We start from the raw sequence: 18896 nt of genomic DNA on the forward strand, positions 1-18896 counted from the left end.
GAGCAACATATGCAGATGATTAAAACGCGTGCCGCCGTAGCATGGGCCGCCGGTGAACCACTGAAAATTGAAGAACTGGATCTGATGCCACCGCAAAAAGGCGAAGTGCTGGTCCGTATCGTTGCCACTGGCGTCTGCCACACCGATGCTTACACGCTGTCCGGTAAAGATCCGGAGGGTGTGTTCCCGGCGGTGCTGGGCCATGAGGGCGGCGGCGTGGTGGAAGCCGTGGGTGAAGGCGTTACCAGCGTGGCCGTGGGCGACCATGTGATCCCGCTGTACACCCCGGAGTGTGGCAAATGTAAATTCTGTCTGTCCGGTAAAACCAACCTGTGTCAGGCGATCCGCTCCACCCAGGGCAAAGGCCTGATGCCAGACGGCACCACTCGCTTCTTCAAAGACGGTCAGCCGATTTTCCATTATATGGGCACCTCAACGTTCTCTGAATACACCGTGATTCCGGAAATCTCCCTGGCGAAAATCAGTAAAGAAGCGCCGCTGGAAGAAGTGTGCCTGCTGGGCTGCGGCGTCACCACCGGCATGGGTGCCGTGACCAATACCGCGAAAGTGAAAGAAGGCGATACCGTGGCGATTTTCGGCCTCGGCGGCATTGGCCTGTCGGCGATTATTGGCGCGAAAATGGCGAAGGCCGGACGCATCATCGGGATTGATATCAATACCAGCAAATACGATCTGGCACGCAAACTGGGCGCGACCGATCTGATCAACCCGAAAGATTTCGACAAGCCGATTCAGGATGTGATCGTTGAAATGACCGACGGCGGGGTTGACTACTCCTTCGAGTGTATTGGTAACGTCAACGTGATGCGTTCAGCTCTTGAGTGTTGTCATAAAGGCTGGGGCGAGTCCGTGATCATCGGTGTAGCCGGTGCCGGTGAAGAGATTTCTACCCGTCCCTTCCAGCTGGTGACCGGGCGCGTTTGGCGCGGTTCTGCCTTCGGTGGCGTAAAAGGCCGCTCGCAGCTGCCGGGCATCGTGGATCGTTATATGGCGGGTGACTTCCAGCTGAATGACTTTATTACCCACACCATGCCGCTGGAAGAGATCAACGACGCATTCGACCTGATGCACGAAGGGAAATCGATTCGTTCTGTGGTGCATTTCGCCAAAAAATAAGAGAGGAAAGGATGCCATCGACTCTGGAACTTCTGGAAGAACATCGCCTGTTTGGCGGCTGGCAGCAGCGCTACCAGCATCAGTCTGAGACGCTGAACTGCGCGATGACCTTCAGCGTCTTTTTACCGGGACCGAAAAGCAGTTCACCGCCACCCGTGGTCTACTTTCTGGCGGGACTGACCTGTAGCGACGAGAACTTTAGCGTGAAATCCGGTGCGCAGCGCGTGGCGGCCGAACTGGGCCTGGTGCTGGTGATGCCGGATACCAGCCCGCGCGGCGAAGGCGTTGCCAACGACGACGGTTACGACCTCGGTCAGGGTGCCGGTTTCTACCTCAATGCCACCGAAGCGCCCTGGGCAGACCATTTTCACATGTACGATTACATCAACACTGAATTACCTGCATTGATTGCCGGTAATTTCAATGTCAGCGATCGTCAGGCGATTATGGGGCATTCGATGGGCGGCCACGGTGCACTGATGATTGCACTGCGTAACCCGGGTAAATTCAGTTCGGCGTCGGCGTTCGCACCGATTGTGAACCCGCTGGAAGTGGCATGGGGGCAGAAGGCCTTCCGCACCTATCTGGGGGATGATATCAACACGTGGAAGCAGTACGACAGCTGCTGGCTGATGCGTAACGGTGGTGCCGTGCTGCCGATGCTGGTCGATCAGGGCGATAACGATCAGTTCCTCGCCGATCAGCTGAGGCCGCAACGGCTGGAGGCCATCGCGCTGGAGCTGAACTATCCGTTAACCGTGCGGGAACAGCCCGGTTACGACCATAGCTACTTCTTTATCGCCAGCTTTGTGGAAGATCACCTGCGCTTCCATGCGCAGCATCTGCTGGTGTAAATCGCGCACGGTTGGCATCTCTTATCCAGGGCGAGGCATGCCTCGCCCCTACCCAAGATCACTCCCCCCTCCTGAACGTAGGGGTCGGGCAGGCCCGACCCTGCCCAATATCACCGTAGCCACCCTGAACGTAGGGGTCGGGCATGCCCGACCCTTCTGCGGCAGGCCCGCGCTAGCTGATGGCCTCTGCCACTAAACCATCAATCAACACCTGCGGCACACCCTGCGAGCAGCGCTCAATGCGCCCTTTTACACCATACACCCGTGCCAGACTTTCCGGCGTAATCACCGCTTCCGGTAAACCATCGGCAATCAACTCACCGTTTTGCAGCATCAATACGTGCTCGCTGTGACGCAGCGCGATATTAATATCATGCACCACCACGACGGTCACGATGTTGCGCAGGCGGGTTTCCCGCCGCACTAAATCCATCACGTGGAACTGGTAATTGAGGTCGAGTGCACTTAACGGCTCGTCCAGCAGCAACAGCTCCGGGCGGCGGATTAGCGACTGCGCCAGCCCGACTAACTGTTTCTGACCGCCGGACAGCTGGTCAAGATAACTCAGCGCCAGATGCGCGATACCCAGTTGCTCCAGCAGCGCCATCACTTCGGCTTCGCTGCTGGCATTACTGCGCCCGCCGCTGGCTCGCTGCGCCACAATAATCGACTCCAGCACATGCAGATGCACCCCAGCCGGCAGCGACTGCGGCAGATACACCACGCGTGAGGCACGGCGGGCAAACGGCAGTGCCATCAGGTCTTCACCGTTCAGCCACAGTTCACCTTTGGCGCGGTTCAGCCCGGCCAGCGAGCGCAGGAGCGTTGACTTGCCGCAGCCGTTAGGCCCCAACAGCACGGTAATTTTGCCACGTGGCAGCAGCGGAACATTGAGATTGCTGATCACCTGACGTTTTGGATAACCGGCATGGAAACCGCTAATTTTCAGCCCCTGCATCAGACACTCCCCCGATGGCGCAGAATAATACTCAGGAAGAACGGCACGCCCACCAGTGAGGTGACAATCCCTACAGGAATGATGACGCCAGAGATCAGGTTCTTCGATACTACCGATGCCATCGACAGCACCAGTGCCCCCGTCAGCGCACTGGCGGGCAAATAGAAGCGGTGATCCTCACCAAAAATCATGCGGGCAATATGCGGTGCTACCAGGCCGATAAAGCCAATCGGGCCGACAAACGCCACCGCCAGTGCCGAGATCACGCTGATGCGCAGCAGCGTAACCAGACGCAGGCGGCGCACATCAATACCGAAACTCACGGCCCTATCTTCACCCAGACGCAGCGCCGTCAGTTTCCACGCGCTTAACATCGAGAACGGCACCAGGATCAGCAGCGCCACGCAGAGCACCGCCAGCTTTTCCCACGAGGCGCGCGCCAGGCTGCCCATCGTCCAGAATACCAGCCCCTGCAAAGTATCTTCGCTGGCAATAAACTGCATCATCGAGACCAGTGCATTGAAGGTAAACACCAGCGCGATACCAAACAGCACCACACCGGAGGTGGACACCTGCGTCCAGCGCGTAACCGCGTCCAGCATCAGTGCAGCCAGCAGCGCAAAGACAAATGCATTGGCGGAGATAAACCACTGGTCCGGGATGCCCGGGATACCAATGCCCAGCACAATGGCCAGTGCAGCACCAAAGGCGGCGGCAGACGACACCCCAAGGGTAAACGGGCTGGCCAGCGGGTTATTCAGGATGGTCTGCATCTCAGCCCCGGCAAGGCCCAGTCCTAAGCCCACCACCACAGCCATCAACGCATACGGCAGGCGTATGTCCCAGACGATCACCCGGGTACCGGCATCAACCGTCTCCGGTGACAGCAGCGTTTGCCATAATACCTGTAACGACAGGCCGGACGGGCCAAGCGTGAAGTCCAGCACCAGCGAAGCGGCGATCGCCAGCACCAGTACGGCCATAATTAACAGTCGGTGGCGCAGCAGCTGGTGGTAACGCCCCATGACACCTTCAGGCGGGATGTTGCCCGCGTGCTGCACGGGTTCCTGGGTCAGACTCATTCTCAATACCTGCTAGAAATGTATTTAATGCCGCTTAAAATAAAGCAAATGCGAATACTAATCAGTAATATTTTTAGTCTGTTTTATTGACATAAATGATTCAGATAAAAAAAGGCGCGGGATCCGCGCCTTCTTCTGTTATCCCATCGCCATTACTTTTCGAACTTAGGGAATTCCATCTCACTGTACTTCACAAAACGCGTTTTGCGCGTCAGCTTGAAGCCAAACCAGATAATCAGGAACAGCGGGATGCCAATATAGGTGGCCGCTACGCCGCCCCAGTCAATGGTATCCGACAGGAACGCCTGATAGTTCTGGCCCAGGGTAATAATCAGACACAGCACAAACGCAAAGATCGGCCCCAGCGGGAAGAAACCAGAACGGTACGGCAGATCGGCCAGATCCCGGCCCTGAGCCACATACCCTTTACGGAAACGATAATGACTGATAGCAATACCCAGCCAGGCAATAAAGCCCGTCATCCCGGAGGTGTTCAGCAGCCACAGGTACACCGTCTGATTGCCAAACATCGAGGTCAGGAAGCACAACCCCGCCACCACTGTTGTGGCATACAGCGCATTACGCGGCACACCGCCTTTGGACAGTTTGGCGAAGATACGCGGTGCTTTACCCTCTGAAGCCAGGGTATAGAGCATACGCGTGGAGGCATACATCCCGGAGTTCCCCGCTGACAGCACCGCCGTCAGGATCACCGCATTCATGACTGCCGCTGCCGACAGCAGGCCGGCATGCTGGAATACCAGCGTGAACGGGCTGACGCTGATATCGGTCACATTGTTACGCAGCAGGCTCGGGTCGGTGTAAGGGATAATCAGGCTGATCACCAGAATCGCAAACACATAGAACAGCAGGATGCGCCAGAATACCTGACGAACGGCACGCGGAATGTTCTTCGCCGGGTCTTCCGACTCACCGGCGGCAATACCAATTAATTCGGTGCCCTGGAACGAGAAGCCAACGATCATCGCCACGCCAATCATCGCGGCAAAGCCACCGGAAAACGGCGCATCACCAATCTGCCAGTTATGCCAGCCTGCACTTTCACCGCCGCGCAGAATGCCCACGATCATCGCTACACCCACGATAATAAAGATGATGACGGTGACCACTTTGATCAGCGAGAACCAGTATTCCGCTTCACCAAAGCCTTTTACGGAGATGTAGTTCAGCAGGAAGATCAGGCAGAGGAACAGTGCGCTCCAGATCCAGCCCGGGGTGTCCGGGAACCACCAGGTCATCACCAGCTGTGAAGCAACGAGGTCAACGGCGATGGTGACCGCCCAGTTGTACCAATAGTTCCAGCCCAGCGCGAAACCGAAGCCTTCTTCGACGTATTTGGCGCCGTAGGTAGAAAATGAGCCTGAAACCGGCATAAAGGCCGCCAGCTCACCGAGGCTGGTCATCAGGAAGTAAACCATCAGGCCAATCAGCATATAGGACAGTAATGCCCCGCCTGGACCCGCCTGAGAAATAGTGGCACCTGAGGCGACAAATAAGCCTGTGCCAATCGAACCGCCAATGGCGATCATGGTTAAGTGACGTGCTTTCAGTTCACGTCTTAATCCAGTGGGTTGTGTTGTTGTTGTGTCATGATCCATGTTTTAACGCTGCGCCTTGCAAAAAATAAGGCGCGATTATAGCAACCTGGCGGGGGTCGTATAGCGATTACGCCACGTTATAAGTTAGCTTCATGATCGGCGGGAAATTATTAGCGTAACACGGGAGAGGCGTGCTCTCCCCTGTCAGAGCGCATGATTTCGCAGGGGTCGGGCATGCCCGACCCGGGTTTTATTCCGTGCAATAGCTCAGAAAACGGTTCAGCGCCTTCGAGAGGTGTTTCTGCCGATGATGAATCCGGTACAGCGTGCGTTTGAGTTTTGGCAACGGAATGGTCACTTCGACCAGCGTCCCCATCTCCAGTTGCTCGGCAATCACCCTCCGCGACAGGCAACTGATCCCCATGCCGTGACGCACCGCATTTTTAATCGCCTCAGAGTTACCCAGCTCCAGCGCCAGATCGAACTGCGGCAGATGTGACAACAGCAGATAGTCGACGATTTCACGCGTGCCGGAGCCATGTTCGCGCAGGATCCAGGGCGCAGCGGCCAGGCTCTGTAACGTCACTGGCTGGTTGAGAATATCGGCATTCGGGGCCGCAAAAACCACCAGCTCATCTTCCAGCCAGGGCTCCGTGATCAACTCGGCCATATGACATGGCCCTTCAATCAGACCTATATCCACGCGAAAATCTGCCACATCGGTAATCACATCCTGGCTGTTACCGACACTCAGCTCTAAAGGCAGCATCGGGAAATCGCGGCGGTAGTGGGCGATCATACCGGGTAACAGATAGTTGCCGATGGTGCTGCTGGCCGAGACGCGCAACGCCCCGTTGTCTTCACGGAATAGCTGCTCAATATCCTGCGCCTGCTCAAGCAGCCCAACGGCACGTGGATATAACAGGCGGCCATGTTCGTTAATGACCAGGCGTTTGCCGACCCGGTCAAACAACTGGACACTCAGTTGGCCTTCAAGATCGGCCAATGCGGCACTGACCGCTGACTGGGAAAGTGCCAGCACCTGAGAGGCCTGAGTGGTTGAACCGCTTTTCAGGACTTCGGTGAAGACTTCCAGTTGGCGCAGGGTGATATGCATCGTCATTCCTTTCACAAAAAAAGTGGCTTACAAGTAGACTGCTTAACACTTAGAGTGGTTGATTATAAGTATATAATCAATTTCTCTTTTAAGTAAGTTGCCATCATCATATCGCCATCATCTTATGGAGGAAGATATTTTGGCTGACATCGCTCTCAAAAATCATCATCACTCGATACAGCACTTTATTCCAGGCCTCGCGCTGGCAGGCGGGATTGCCGCGCTGGCTATCTGGGCGGGCAATATCCCCTGGGTTGCCGGACTGGGGCTGGGCGCACTGACCCTGGCGATTGTATTTGGCATCGTCGCTGGCAATACGCTGTATCCCCTTATTTATCCGTCTTGCGATAGCGGTATTCTGCTGGCAAAGCAGAAGCTGCTACGGCTGGGCATTATTCTCTATGGCTTTCGGTTAACCTTCCAGCAAATAGCCAACGTCGGCATCAGTGGCGTGATCATCGATATCATGACCCTGAGCTCCACGTTCTTTATTGCCTGCTGGCTGGGGAGTAAAGTCTTCGGGCTGGATCGCGACACGGCCTGGTTGATTGGCGCCGGCAGCAGTATCTGTGGTGCCGCGGCCGTGCTGGCAACAGAACCCGTGCTGAAAGCCGAAGCCTCAAAAGTCGCGGTGGCCGTGGCTACGGTTGTGATCTTTGGCACTATCGCGATTTTCCTTTATCCGCTGTTATATCCGCATGTCTTACAGATGTTTCCGTCGGTGACACCTGAAAGCTATGGTATTTACACGGGCTCTACGATGCATGAAGTCGCGCAAGTGGTCGCGGCAGGACATGCTATCGCCCCGGAAACAGAGAACGCGGCGGTGATCAGTAAAATGCTGCGCGTGATGATGCTGGCCCCCTTCCTGGTGATCCTCAACTGGCAGATGAAGCGCATGCGGCCAGCCACTGAAACCCAGAGCAAAAGCGCACTCTCTTTCCCATGGTTCGCTCTGCTGTTTATTGTTGTCGCGCTGTTTAACTCTCTGCATCTGTTCCCACAGTCCGTCGTCAACGCCATTAACCAGCTGGATAATGTCTTTCTGGCGATGGCCATGGCAGCGCTCGGCGTCACGACGCAGGTCAGCCAACTGAAGCGCGCCGGGATGCGCCCGATTCTTCTGGGCCTGACGCTGTTTATCTGGCTGATAGTGGGCGGTGGTGCTATCAACCTGTTGGTTCAACATTTGATGGCATAGTTTCCGCACTTTTCCGGTTATGATGCCCTGACTGCCATTAGGCAGGCCATTAACAGGAGAACGGCATGAAATATATCGGTGCCCACGTCAGCGCAGCTGGCGGTGTGGATAAAGCGGTTGAACGCGCATACGAACTGGAAGCCACTGCTTTCGCGCTCTTTACGAAAAATCAGCGTCAGTGGCGCGCGGCTCCGCTGACTGATGAAGTGATTTCGGCCTTTCGCACTGCCTGTGAAAAGTATCACTACACTCCCGGGCAAATCCTGCCCCACGACAGCTATCTGATCAACCTCGGCCACCCGGTAGAGGAGGCCCTGGAAAAATCACGCGAAGCTTTCCTCGATGAAGTGACACGCTGCCAGCAATTGGGGCTGACGTTGTTGAATTTCCACCCCGGTAGCCACCTGCATCAAATCAGCGAAGACGACTGCCTTCAGCGCATTGCTGAGTCGATCAACATCGTGCTGGATAAAACGGAAGGCGTGACGGCGGTGATCGAGAATACCGCCGGTCAGGGCAGTAACCTGGGGTTCCGCTTTGAACATCTGGCGGCGATCATTGATGGCGTGGAAGATAAATCCCGCGTCGGTGTCTGCATTGATACCTGCCATGCCTTTGCCGGGGGTTACGACCTGCGCAGTGAAGAAGAGTGCGTGAAGACGTTTGCCGATTTCGAACGCATCGTGGGCTTTCAGTATCTGCGCGGTATGCACCTCAATGATGCGAAAAGCGAGTTTAACAGCCGTGTCGATCGTCACCACAGCCTGGGTGAGGGGAATATCGGTAAGACGGTATTTAGCTGGTTGATGAAGGATAAACGCTTTGATGGGATCCCGATGATTCTTGAAACGGTCAATCCGGATATCTGGAAAGATGAAATTGCGTGGTTGAAGTCAGATCAGAAATAAAACCCGTAGGGGTCAGGCATGCCTGACCCTGTGAAACGGGCGAGGCGTGCCTCGCCCCTACGGGGATAAGATTATACTTTCAGCGCTTCTGCTTCCGGGCGTTTCAACACCGCGTAAGAGAGACCTGCCACCAGCGTACCCACGATAATCGCCGCCAGGTAACCGACGACCGGAGTGATTGCGCCAGGGATTAACAGGACAAACAGACCGCCGTGTGGCGCCATCAGTTTGGCACCAATCGCCATCGACATTGCGCCGGTTACGGCACCGCCGATGATGCAGCAAGGCAGAACGCGCATCGGGTCACGGGCAGCAAACGGAATCGCACCTTCAGAGATAAAGCACAGACCCAGTACCAGCGCCGCTTTGCCCCCTTCCTGCTGACCTTTGTTGAACTTCCTGCGTGCGACCAGCGTTGCCAGACCCATCGCCAGCGGTGGCACCATACCGGCTGCCATAATCGCCGCCATCGGCGCATAGGTTTGCGAACTGAGCAGTCCGACACCAAAGGCATAAGCCACTTTGTTCACCGGGCCACCCATATCGGTACACATCATGCCACCGAGGATGGCGCCCAGAACCACCGCGTTAGCCGTACCCAGGTTTGCCAGCCAGGCCGTCAGACCTGCCATGATACCGGCCACCGGTTTGCCCACCACGTAGATCATCAGCAGACCTGTAATCAAACTCGCGACCAGCGGAATGATCAGAATCGGCTTTAATGCTTCCATGCTGGTCGGTAGTTTGACCTTCTGGCTAAGGAACTTCGCGGCATAACCGGCAATGAAACCGGCGATGATACCGCCAAGGAAGCCGGCGTTAATGCTGGTCGCCAGCATCCCGCCAATCAGGCCAGGCGTCAGACCCGGACGGTCTGCAATCGAGAAGGCGATAAAGCCTGCCAGCACCGGCACCATCAGGGCAAACGCACTGCCGCCACCAATCTGCATCAGCGCTGCTGCCAGCGTACCCTGCTCTTTAAACGCAGTGATACCAAAGGCGAAGGACAGGGCAATGCTCAGCCCCCCTGCGACCACCATCGGCAGCATGTAGGACACACCGGTCAACAAGTGACGATAGGCCCCTGCTTTCTCTTTTTTCTCATCCTGTGCAGCAGACTGTCCACCCTGAGGCTGGTAAACACGGGCTTCTGCCACGGCTTTATCCAGTTCCTGAGCGGTTTTCTTCAGCGCCAGGCTGGTAGAGGTGCGGTACATCGGCTTACCGGCAAATTTTGCCAGGTCCACTTCGATGTCTGCCGCAACAATCACCAGATCGGCTGCCGCCACTTCTTCAGCGGTAATGGCATTGCCAGCACCCACTGAACCACGGGTTTCCACCTTCACCCACCAGCCGCGTTTTTTCGCTTCGGTGTCAATGGCTTCGGCGGCCATAAACGTATGTGCCACACCAGTCGGACACGCGGTAATCGCGACAACACGTTTAGGCCCGGTGCTGACCGCAGCAGGCGCAGCCGCTGATGCCGCCGGTGCCTGATAAGGTTGTGCGTGAGTTTGCGCCTTTGCCAGCACCTCGGCTGGCTGACGCAGCAGCTGTTCGATGTCAGCCAGATAAATGGCTTTGCCGTTCAGCGTGCTGTCTGCCGGAATATTTTTGCCTGCCACAATGACTTGATCCGCTTCTGCCGGATTATCCGTCAGAGTCAGACCGGCGCTTGCCGCAGCCGCTGTGGTGATATTTTTTGCCAGATAGCCCGTTGCCAGCCCCAGCGAAGAATCGATTATCAGCAGCGTTTTCATTATGCGTCTCCTGCTGTTAGTTAATGAAAGGTTGTAGGTCGACACGCGCCATCATTGCGGCCAACTGGGTACGATCGGTAACGCCCACGTTGCTCTGGCTGACGGCCATAGCCGCCACTGCCGTTGCAAGACGCAGTGTGTGCTCGCTCGATTCACGCATCAGCAGGCCATATATCAGCCCGCCAACCATAGAATCGCCCGCACCCACGGTGCTCACAACTTCACAGGCAGGTGGTTTTGCAATCCATTCGCCTGAAGCATTCACCCACAGCGCCCCTTCGGCACCGAGAGAGATAACCACGTGAGCGATCCCCTGCTCACGCAGCGCATGTGCTGCTTCAATCACATCTTGTAATGTCGGTAATTTGCGGCCTGCCCAGATTTCGAGCTCACGGCGGTTGGGTTTGACCAGCCACGGTGCGGCTTTCAGGCCCGCAACCAGCGCCTCACGGCTGCTGTCAAAAATAATGCATGGGCAGTGGGTACGCAGTTGCGTCATCCACTCGGTGAAGGCATCCGGGTCAACGCCTGCTGGCAGGCTGCCGCTGACGCAGACCATGTCGAACTGCCCCAGCCAGGTCAGTGAATCCGCCGTAAAGCGCTCCCAGTCCTGTGCCGTTACGTCAAAACCCGAGAAGTTCAGGTCAGTGACATCGCCATCTTTCTCGGTCAGTTTGACGTTGATACGGGTGCGGCCTTCAACCACCTGGAAGCGGTTAGCAATCCCCAGCTCGCTGAAGAGGTGCTGGAAGCCGTCCTGATTCTCTTTACCCAGGAAGCCGCCCACGGTGACATCAATGCCCAGGTCTTTGAGAACCTTGGCCACGTTGATACCTTTACCCGCTGCGTGCAGCCCGGTGGTTTTCACCAGGTTGACTTCGCCGCGCTCAACTTCCGGAACGTACCCCACCAAATCGTAGGCAGGATTCAGAGTAATAGTGGCGACACGTCTGCTCATGATGCACCCTCGCCCAGACCGGCAGCGATGGCTTCACCAATGGCATCCAGTGCTGCGCGGGCATCTTCACCGCTGGCGCTGAAGCGCAGGCGATGGCCTTTTTTCACGCCAAGCGCCACGACTTTCATCAGGCTGCGACCGTTAGCCGGTTTACCGCTACCATCAAGGTTTGTGACAGTCACATCACAGTTAAACTGTTTGATCACACTGACCAGTGCTGTACCCGGACGCGCATGCAGGCCATGTTCGTTACGAATGGTGAACTCTTCGGTCAATACGTCACCCTGTTCGGAGACGTCGCTGGTCAGCAAGGCGAGAATTCCGGCTGCGTCCGCACTCAGCAGACGATCCGCTTTCTGCTTAATCAGCAGATCGCTTAAGTAGTTCAGCACATTCAGCGGCTGGTCGTCGGTGACGGAAACGGTGATCAACAGTGACGCGCTTTCACCGTTAACGCTGAACGGGGCAGCAGCACGGCTGATGGCAACCGCACTGGCCAGGTTACCGTTGGTGCTGTCACTAAGCCAGATACCCTGCCCCAGATTCAGCGGCTTACCGGCAATCACGCAGCTCACGAAGGAAGCATCCACTGCGCCTGCCTGTTGCAGACGACCGGCGTTCAGTGCCTGTAAGGTCATCAGGTCACTGGCGGCCACATCGATCGTGATCAGCGAGGTATCGAATTTGAATTCTGCCGCCAGTTTTTCACCCATCAAAATACTGCGCAGGGTTTCTGCGGAGTCGGTGGTGCGCAGCTGTTCTGCCACACTGTCATCACTCAGCACATGCGTCAGCTGGCGCAGCAGCGCGAGGTGTTCGTCAGACTTCGCGGCGATACCAATCACCACGTAGGCCGTTTGATCTTCGCCCCAGGCAATGCCCTGCGGGAACTGGAACACCTGCACACCGGTTTTTAACACCAGATCGCGGGTATCGGTGGTGCCATGCGGGATAGCAATACCGTTACCGAGGTAAGTGGAGGTCTGCTGCTCGCGTGCCAGCATGCCGTCGACATAACCTTCGCCGACATTCCCGGCGGCGGTCAGCGCGGCGGCGACCTGACGGATAGCATCTTGTTTGTCGCCTGCCTGGGCTCCAGGCTTAATGGCGTTGAGTTCTAACTGGAACATGGTTCTCCTCGCTGCTGATTTGAATCGTTTCAGCTAATTTGAGAAAAAAAGCGCTATCTCTGCACTAACAACCTGAGGAGACAACGCTGAAACGTTTCAATGAGTTTGGTCCCGATAGCGGATCTGTTGCAAGTTTTACTGTGAATCGCGTAGCAGATTTTTGACGCTCCGCACATTTCATCAATCATTTTCAGAAAAACGCACCTCAAAAGAGTGAAAAGCTGAAGGCATGCTGACGAGCATTCTCACCGCTGAATTGTGCAAAAAGTGCCTAAAATGAAAACGCTTTCGCCCCCGATTGAAAAAGGTTTCCCGACTTTCATATTAGGGCGTAAAATCTCGCCGTTTTTCCTCACCAGGCTTATCGAACCCATGTCATTACCTGCTGCGCCCGCCCGTACCTTGCCTGACAGCAAATCCCTTGCATTTCTGATCGTGGCATTTATTTCCGGGCTGGCCGGTGCGCTGCAAACGCCAACCCTCAGCCTGTTCCTGAGCACTGAAGTTCATGTTCGCCCCTTTATGGTTGGCCTGTTCTTCACGCTCAGCGCCGTGATTGGCATTGTCGTCAGCCAGCTTCTGGCGCGCTATTCAGACCGCAAAGGCGATCGTAAAACACTGATCCTCTATTGCTGTTTGCTGGGCGCAATGGCGTCGCTGCTGTTTGCCTGGAACCGCAACTACTTTATTTTACTGTTCGTAGGCGTTTTGCTTTCCAGTTTCGGCACCAGCGCCACCTCGCAGATGTTTGCGCTGGCGCGTGAGCATTCAGATAAAACCGGGCGTGAAAACGTGATGTTCAGTTCGGTCATGCGTGCGCAGATCTCTCTGGCCTGGATGGTGGGTCCGCCGCTGGCCTTTGCTCTGGCGCTGGGCTACGGCTTTCGCACCATGTATCTGACAGCCGCCGTGGCCTTTGTACTTTGCGCGGTGATTGTGCGCTATCTGCTGCCCTCAATGCGCAAAACCACCCTGGTGATGCGTCAGCCCATTCAGGCTCCGCGCCGTCATCGCCGTGCCACGCTGATGTTGTTTATTGCCTGCACGCTGATGTGGTCGAGCAATGGTCTGTATCTCATTACCATGCCGTTATATGTGGTGAATGAGCTGCATCTGCCGGAAAAACTGGCCGGGCTGATGATGGGTCTGGCTGCCGGGCTGGAGATCCCGGTGATGCTGCTGGCGGGGTATTATGCCAAACGCTGCGGTAAGCGCCGCCTGATGCGTGGCGCCGCGTTTTCAGGATTGCTGTTTTACAGCGGCACGCTGATGTTTGATGGCGAAGTATCGATGCTGCTGTTGCAGGGGCTGAATGCGATGTTTATTGGGGTGGTGGCAGCCATCGGGATGATTTACTTTCAGGACATGATGCCAGGCCAGGCCGGTGCAGCGACAACGCTGTTCACCAATTCAACCCGTATGGGCTGGATTGTTGGCGGCTCGCTGGCTGGGATGGTGGCTGAGGTCTGGAGTTTCCACGCGGTGTTCTGGTTTGCCGTGATCATGATGGCCGCCTCGCTGCTTTGCCTGCTGCGCGTGCCGGAACCTCAGTCAGGGGAAACCAGCACAGAACAGCCCGCAGGCTGATTCAGGGGGCGGTCTGTGCTTCCAGGTCCAGCAAATACACCATCGATTGCTCGCGGCTTGTGCCACACATCTCAAGCTGCGGCTGCAATCCTGAGCACACTTTAGGCCGCAGTGGCGAACCAAAGATTTTGCAGCGCATCTGAGCATCGAGCTGAATACAGGGTGTATTCGCCGGTTTTCCGTGCGGATGGCCTGGGATAGGCGATGAAATTGACGGTGCTGTACAGCAGGCACCACAGGCGGCGCGACACTCCATCACTGACCTCCAATACGAAAGCGCGACAATAGCAGGTCGCCCTCGCGAATACTATTCTTGTCCTGTAACCGGTTCGGTCCGATCGAACCCCCTGTCCGGCCCGTGCGTATTCCTTCAGGCGCATATTTTTCTCCGGGCCATCTTGCCTGGCGACGCGGGCGCGAGTAACGTGTCGCGATAAATTTCCCCCTCATCTTTCATACGAGACCTGTTTTATGCCAAGAGCCAATGAAATCAAAAAAGGCATGGCCGTCAGCTTTAACGGCAAACTGCTGTTAGTTAAAGATATTGACGTACAAAGCCCGAGCGCACGCGGCGCGTCCACGCTGTACAAAATGCGTTTCACGGATATCCGCACCGGGATGAAAGTGGAAGAACGTTTCAAAGGTGACGACATCATCGACACCATTTCACTCAGCCGTCGCCAGGTGACCTTCTCGTACATTGATGGCGATGAATACGTCTTTATGGATGATGAGGATTACACGCCGTACAACTTCAAGCAGGAGCAGATCGAAGATGAACTGCTGTTCCTGCCGGAAGGCGGTATTCCGGGTATTCAGGTACTGACGATGGACGGTATGATTTTGGCGCTGGAGCTGCCTCAGACGGTAGATATGGAAATTGTCGAAACCACCCCGGGAATTAAAGGTGCTTCCGCCAGCGCCCGCACAAAACCCGCAAAAATGGCCACAGGTCTGGTCGTTCAGGTGCCGGAGTACCTCAGCAATGGTGATAAGATTCGCATTCATATCCCTGAGCGTCGTTATATGAGCCGCGCGGACTAGTCAGCGTGAAAAATGGCGCGGTCAGGTGACGGCGCCATTTATAATATGTTATAACATAACAATATCACCGATAATCAACCAAGAGAATGCCCGTCTTGTGTTGTTGGTCGAGCCAGCGAATCTGGCTGGTGCCGAGATTGTAGGGTAAAGACTGTGGGACTGTGCTTTTCAACGACATATGACTGAACCTTGCCTGGCCATTACGCTCGCATGAGACTTGCACCTGTTTTTGCTGAATCTTATGGGTGCATTCAGACTCCACAATCCTCCCGCTGAACTGGATGACTCCCGAACTGCCTGGTAACTGATGCTGGTCTGCCACTACATTGCTCGTCCATGAGGCGAAAAACATAACGACGGCTGTCGTTGCAATAATGTTCATATCAACCTCACTATTCATCTTCTTCTCGATGACTCTAGCCAATTACATACATTGATGTGATGAAAACAAATACGGGCCAAGAACGATAAATATCATTAAAGTTTTCCTGAGGAGCGAATATGACCCGAGTCAATCTGATTACCGGCTTTCTTGGCAGCGGAAAAACCACCACTCTGCGCCATTTACTGGCCAGTAAACCCGAAGGTGAGCAGTGGGCCGTTCTGGTGAATGAGTTTGGTGAAATTGGCATCGACGGTGCCCTGCTGGCAGAAACGGGGGCGGTACTGAAAGAGATCCCCGGTGGCTGCATGTGTTGTGTCAACGGGCTGCCCATGCAGGTAGGGCTAAATATGCTGCTGAAGCAGGCTAAGCCTGACCGCCTGCTGATTGAACCTACCGGGCTTGGTCATCCAAAGCAGATCCTTGATATGCTGTCAGCCACCGTTTATCAGCCCTGGATCGACCTGCGCGCCACCCTGTGTCTGCTCGACCCGCGTCAGCTTGCCGATAAACGCGTGTTAGAAAATGAAAACTTCCGCGACCAGCTTGCCGCCGCAGATATTATTATCGCCAACAAGCAAGATCGCTGGGAAGAGGCCGACCGGGAAAGGCTTGATCAGTGGCAGCAGCTCACAGCAACGCCTCGTCAGTTGGTTGCCACCTCTCACGGCCAGATCGATGCTGCACTACTCGATCAACCGCGCGCCAACCTGCAAGCGCTGCCAACACCCTCGCACCATCATCATCATCGCCCGTCGCAGTCCGGGCTGGCCGCGCTGAAGCTGGACGACAACGCGCGCTGGCGGCGGGCAGTGAATCAGGGACAGGGTTACTTTGCGGCGGGTTGGATTTTCGACAGTGAAACTGTATTTGATACCATCGGCCTGCTTGAATGGGCCAGACTGGCACCGGTTTCGCGTGTTAAGGGTGTATTACGCATTCCGGAAGGGTTAGTGAGTATTAATCGTCAGGGTGCGGACTTTCATATTGAAACCCGTCAGACGACACCGCCTGATAGCCGTATCGAGTTAATTCATGAGGAAATAGCAGAATGGAATCTTTTGCAAAATGCTTTGTTGAATCTTCGTTTATAGTTGTAGATATATTATACGCCGCGACTTTTCTATAAAAAGCCCCTATACGGATATGACTATTAAACGTTTTTTACTGATTTTGCTGCTGAACGTTCTCGGCCTGGCGCTGTTTTTCTCATGGTATATTCCGGCCAACCATGGCCTGTGGTTTACCCTCGATAAAACCATTTTTTACGGGTTCAATCAGCGACTGGCGACCAATCCGATCCTGTTATGGCTGGTGGCTATTACCAACTTCCGCGCTTTTGACGGTGTGTCACTGCTGGCGATGGGCGGGTTGTACCTGCATTTCTGGCGTCGTGAAACACCTGAAGGGCGCCGCCGCATGTTTGCCATCGGCATCACCATGTTAATCACGGCAGTGGGCCTTAACCAACTCGGCCATCAAATTCCGGTTTCGCATCCCAGCCCAACGAAATTCTTCCCGGACGTTAATCACGTGACCAAACTCACCGGGATCCCGACAAAAGATTCCTCAGCAGACAGTTTCCCCGGTGACCACGGCATGATGCTGATGATTTTTGCCTGCTTTATGCTGCGCTATTTCACCCGCCGCGCATTTGGCCTGGCCGTGATTATTGTGCTGATTTTTGCCCTGCCGCGCGTGATGATTGGCGCACACTGGTTTACCGATATTGCCGTGGGTTCCCTGTCAATCGTACTGGTTGGTATGAGTTGGTGGTTGCTGACACCGGCGAGTGATTATCTGGTGAACTGGCTGTATCGCAATTTGCCGGGCAAATATAAACCCGCACAATAATCCCAGCCGCATGGATGTAAAGACTCTTTTTTACGTCCACTATATTGCCGTTCAGGCAAATAATCTGCAGGCGAAAAAGGGGCTATAAGACGTATTTATTATGCCCCGGATAACAGCCGAAACCGCTACATCTCAAGCTTGTCCATCCAGATTGTTCTGATTTTGACTTGACCCGTAGTTGTTAGCAGCAAAATTGCGCTTAAGCACATTCAGTTAAGCTGCTAATTGGCGATAATGTGACCAATTCGTTACGTAATGGTTTTACATCGTAAAATCCTCTAAAAAAGTGCTTAAAAGCCCTCGCTATGGGGCTTGTTATCGGGTAATCTCGTTTTCGATTAGGCTAAATGGCTAAAGTATTTCGGTAAGTTACATTTTAATTTGTGCTCAATGACACATTTTAAGGTTTTCCGATTTGTCTTAACCTCCTGTACTAATTAATCTCGTTTCGTTTCGCAATTTTGCTAACGACTTAGTCGTTAAGGACTTCAAGGGATCACAAACATAATGGTCAAGTCTCAACCTATTCTGAGATATATCTTGCGGGTGCTCCCCGCCGTCGCACTAGCGACACTGTTGTCAGCATGTAGTTCGAACAGCGGACACAATGTACAAACTGATACTCATGCAGTTAAAGATCAAAACGGTTTTTTACTGCAAGCGTCTCAGGATGAATTCGAACAGATGGTCCAGAATGTGGATATCAAATCCCGCCTGATGGACCAGTATGCGGACTGGAAAGGTGTACGTTATCGTCTTGGCGGCACCAGCAAACGTGGCATTGATTGCTCTGCGTTTGTCCAGACCACATTCCGTGAACAGTTTGGCCTGGATTTACCACGCTCAACGTATGAGCAGGAAGATTCCGGAAAAAGTATTCAGCGCGCAAAACTGCGTGCAGGTGATCTAGTGCTGTTCCGTGCAGGCTCCACGGGTCGTCATGTCGGTATTTATATCGGTAATGACAACTTTGTTCATGCCTCCACCAGCAGCGGTGTGATGATTTCGAACCTGAATGATTCTTACTGGAAAAACCGTTACCGCGATGCCCGCAGGGTATTGAGCCGAACGCAAAGCTGATTTCACTCCCTTGAAATCTGCGAACACGAGATATGAAAACGCTGCCATGGCAGCGTTTTTTTTTGCCTTTTATACCGTCCTTCCTGCTCGTCATTTCGCGGAGTGAACCCTGTTTTTGGCCGCAAAAAGGATTACGTCGTCCTGGAACAATTTTTCAGTTGTTTTACCTGGCAGGCCGCCCGAAAAGGAATTGATTACCATCAATAAGATAGAGACAGAATTTCCCCTCCGTTATATCCTCACTGGCTGACACCAGAAGCAGTTCGCGACCAATAATAATAAAAT

Annotated in this window: 18 protein-coding genes; 9 read left to right on the plus strand and 9 right to left on the minus strand. The window is 54.6% G+C overall.

From position 1 onward, the window contains the following. The first annotated feature begins 9 nt into the window (after positions 1–9). Positions 10–1137, plus strand: a complete 1128-nt coding sequence (locus WH277_RS20880; RefSeq protein WP_133841475.1) for an S-(hydroxymethyl)glutathione dehydrogenase/class III alcohol dehydrogenase — start codon at positions 10–12, stop codon at positions 1135–1137. Between the two features lie 11 nt (positions 1138–1148). Continuing rightward, a complete protein-coding gene (gene fghA, locus WH277_RS20885) occupies positions 1149–1991 on the plus strand; it encodes an S-formylglutathione hydrolase (protein ID WP_133841474.1) in 843 nt (280 codons plus the stop codon). 172 nt (positions 1992–2163) lie between these two features. Here fghA and WH277_RS20890 read toward each other — a convergent pair whose 3' ends face one another. The 4 genes from WH277_RS20890 to yieE all read right to left on the minus strand — a co-directional run bounded on the left by WH277_RS20890 (position 2164) and on the right by yieE (position 6707). After that, positions 2164–2949, minus strand: a complete 786-nt coding sequence (locus WH277_RS20890; protein WP_166653681.1) for an ABC transporter ATP-binding protein — start codon at positions 2947–2949, stop codon at positions 2164–2166. Next, positions 2949–4031: a FecCD family ABC transporter permease gene (locus WH277_RS20895; protein WP_133841472.1), complete on the minus strand. Its 1083-nt coding sequence runs from the start codon at positions 4029–4031 to the stop codon at positions 2949–2951. The genes WH277_RS20890 and WH277_RS20895 overlap by 1 nt, the downstream gene beginning before the upstream one ends. 152 nt (positions 4032–4183) lie before the next feature. After that, positions 4184–5650 (minus strand): amino acid permease, encoded by a 1467-nt coding sequence (locus WH277_RS20900; protein WP_133841471.1) that lies wholly within the window; start codon positions 5648–5650, stop codon positions 4184–4186. Positions 5651–5840: 190 nt separating this feature from the next. After that, a complete protein-coding gene (gene yieE / locus WH277_RS20905) occupies positions 5841–6707 on the minus strand; it encodes a DNA-binding transcriptional regulator YeiE (protein WP_133841470.1) in 867 nt (288 codons plus the stop codon). Positions 6708–6846: 139 nt separating this feature from the next. Between yieE and WH277_RS20910 the strand changes: the two genes are divergently transcribed. Both WH277_RS20910 and nfo read left to right on the plus strand, forming a co-directional pair. Then, positions 6847–7908, plus strand: a complete 1062-nt coding sequence (locus WH277_RS20910) for a YeiH family putative sulfate export transporter (protein ID WP_339506756.1) — start codon at positions 6847–6849, stop codon at positions 7906–7908. A gap of 65 nt (positions 7909–7973) precedes the next feature. Then, positions 7974–8816 carry a deoxyribonuclease IV gene (gene nfo / locus WH277_RS20915; protein ID WP_339506757.1) on the plus strand — a complete coding sequence of 281 codons (843 nt, stop codon included), beginning with the start codon at positions 7974–7976 and terminating at the stop codon, positions 8814–8816. Positions 8817–8887: 71 nt separating this feature from the next. Here the strand turns inward: nfo and fruA are convergent, their stop codons facing one another. Genes fruA through fruB form a run of 3 tightly spaced genes read right to left on the minus strand, consistent with a single transcriptional unit; the run spans position 8888 to position 12664 of the window. Beyond that, complete coding sequence (gene fruA / locus WH277_RS20920) at positions 8888–10576, minus strand: PTS fructose transporter subunit IIBC (protein ID WP_339506759.1); 1689 nt, start codon at positions 10574–10576, stop codon at positions 8888–8890. 16 nt (positions 10577–10592) lie between these two features. Further along, positions 10593–11534 carry a 1-phosphofructokinase gene (gene fruK, locus WH277_RS20925; protein WP_133841466.1) on the minus strand — a complete coding sequence of 314 codons (942 nt, stop codon included), beginning with the start codon at positions 11532–11534 and terminating at the stop codon, positions 10593–10595. Then, positions 11531–12664, minus strand: a complete 1134-nt coding sequence (gene fruB, locus WH277_RS20930; RefSeq protein WP_339506760.1) for a fused PTS fructose transporter subunit IIA/HPr protein — start codon at positions 12662–12664, stop codon at positions 11531–11533. Before fruB ends, fruK begins: the two co-directional genes overlap by 4 nt. A 372-nt stretch (positions 12665–13036) precedes the next feature. Between fruB and WH277_RS20935 the strand changes: the two genes are divergently transcribed. After that, positions 13037–14251: a sugar efflux transporter gene (locus tag WH277_RS20935; protein WP_159336305.1), complete on the plus strand. Its 1215-nt coding sequence runs from the start codon at positions 13037–13039 to the stop codon at positions 14249–14251. A 1-nt stretch (position 14252) separates the two neighbouring features. On the opposite strand, the gene WH277_RS20940 is transcribed toward WH277_RS20935, so the two are convergent. Then, positions 14253–14507, minus strand: coding sequence for a YkgJ family cysteine cluster protein (locus WH277_RS20940; RefSeq protein WP_133841463.1), 255 nt, complete (start codon positions 14505–14507; stop codon positions 14253–14255). Positions 14508–14722: 215 nt separating this feature from the next. Here WH277_RS20940 and yeiP point away from each other — a divergent pair, with 215 nt between their 5' ends. After that, positions 14723–15295: an elongation factor P-like protein YeiP gene (gene yeiP, locus WH277_RS20945; RefSeq protein WP_133841462.1), complete on the plus strand. Its 573-nt coding sequence runs from the start codon at positions 14723–14725 to the stop codon at positions 15293–15295. A 64-nt stretch (positions 15296–15359) separates the two neighbouring features. On the opposite strand, the gene WH277_RS20950 is transcribed toward yeiP, so the two are convergent. Then, entirely contained in the window at positions 15360–15677 is a 318-nt protein-coding gene (locus WH277_RS20950) for a hypothetical protein (RefSeq protein WP_339506762.1), read from the minus strand. Between the two features lie 119 nt (positions 15678–15796). Here WH277_RS20950 and WH277_RS20955 point away from each other — a divergent pair, with 119 nt between their 5' ends. The 3 genes from WH277_RS20955 to mepS all read left to right on the plus strand — a co-directional run bounded on the left by WH277_RS20955 (position 15797) and on the right by mepS (position 18611). Continuing rightward, positions 15797–16771 (plus strand): CobW family GTP-binding protein, encoded by a 975-nt coding sequence (locus tag WH277_RS20955; RefSeq protein ID WP_339506764.1) that lies wholly within the window; start codon positions 15797–15799, stop codon positions 16769–16771. A 52-nt stretch (positions 16772–16823) separates the two neighbouring features. Next, entirely contained in the window at positions 16824–17531 is a 708-nt protein-coding gene (locus WH277_RS20960; RefSeq protein WP_133841459.1) for a phosphatase PAP2 family protein, read from the plus strand. A 507-nt stretch (positions 17532–18038) separates the two neighbouring features. Continuing rightward, positions 18039–18611: a bifunctional murein DD-endopeptidase/murein LD-carboxypeptidase gene (gene mepS, locus WH277_RS20965; RefSeq protein WP_200644044.1), complete on the plus strand. Its 573-nt coding sequence runs from the start codon at positions 18039–18041 to the stop codon at positions 18609–18611. Positions 18612–18896 lie beyond the last annotated feature (285 nt).

This window comes from Erwinia sp. MYb416, assembly GCF_037479575.1.
Lineage (GTDB): Bacteria > Pseudomonadota > Gammaproteobacteria > Enterobacterales > Enterobacteriaceae > Erwinia > Erwinia rhapontici.

Excerpts from the sequence above, each read along its gene's own strand:
- WH277_RS20880 (WP_133841475.1), top strand. The coding sequence starts at position 10 with ATGCAGATGATTAAAACGCGTGCCGCCGTAGCATGGGCCGCCGGTGAA.
- fghA (WP_133841474.1), top strand. The coding sequence starts at position 1,149 with ATGCCATCGACTCTGGAACTTCTGGAAGAACATCGCCTGTTTGGCGGC.
- WH277_RS20890 (WP_166653681.1), bottom strand. The coding sequence starts at position 2,949 with ATGCAGGGGCTGAAAATTAGCGGTTTCCATGCCGGTTATCCAAAACGT.
- WH277_RS20895 (WP_133841472.1), bottom strand. The coding sequence starts at position 4,031 with ATGAGTCTGACCCAGGAACCCGTGCAGCACGCGGGCAACATCCCGCCT.
- WH277_RS20900 (WP_133841471.1), bottom strand. The coding sequence starts at position 5,650 with ATGGATCATGACACAACAACAACACAACCCACTGGATTAAGACGTGAA.
- yieE (WP_133841470.1), bottom strand. The coding sequence starts at position 6,707 with ATGCATATCACCCTGCGCCAACTGGAAGTCTTCACCGAAGTCCTGAAA.
- nfo (WP_339506757.1), top strand. The coding sequence starts at position 7,974 with ATGAAATATATCGGTGCCCACGTCAGCGCAGCTGGCGGTGTGGATAAA.
- fruA (WP_339506759.1), bottom strand. The coding sequence starts at position 10,576 with ATGAAAACGCTGCTGATAATCGATTCTTCGCTGGGGCTGGCAACGGGC.
- fruK (WP_133841466.1), bottom strand. The coding sequence starts at position 11,534 with ATGAGCAGACGTGTCGCCACTATTACTCTGAATCCTGCCTACGATTTG.
- fruB (WP_339506760.1), bottom strand. The coding sequence starts at position 12,664 with ATGTTCCAGTTAGAACTCAACGCCATTAAGCCTGGAGCCCAGGCAGGC.
- WH277_RS20935 (WP_159336305.1), top strand. The coding sequence starts at position 13,037 with ATGTCATTACCTGCTGCGCCCGCCCGTACCTTGCCTGACAGCAAATCC.
- WH277_RS20940 (WP_133841463.1), bottom strand. The coding sequence starts at position 14,507 with ATGGAGTGTCGCGCCGCCTGTGGTGCCTGCTGTACAGCACCGTCAATT.
- yeiP (WP_133841462.1), top strand. The coding sequence starts at position 14,723 with ATGCCAAGAGCCAATGAAATCAAAAAAGGCATGGCCGTCAGCTTTAAC.
- WH277_RS20950 (WP_339506762.1), bottom strand. The coding sequence starts at position 15,677 with ATGAACATTATTGCAACGACAGCCGTCGTTATGTTTTTCGCCTCATGG.
- WH277_RS20955 (WP_339506764.1), top strand. The coding sequence starts at position 15,797 with ATGACCCGAGTCAATCTGATTACCGGCTTTCTTGGCAGCGGAAAAACC.
- WH277_RS20960 (WP_133841459.1), top strand. The coding sequence starts at position 16,824 with ATGACTATTAAACGTTTTTTACTGATTTTGCTGCTGAACGTTCTCGGC.
- mepS (WP_200644044.1), top strand. The coding sequence starts at position 18,039 with ATGGTCAAGTCTCAACCTATTCTGAGATATATCTTGCGGGTGCTCCCC.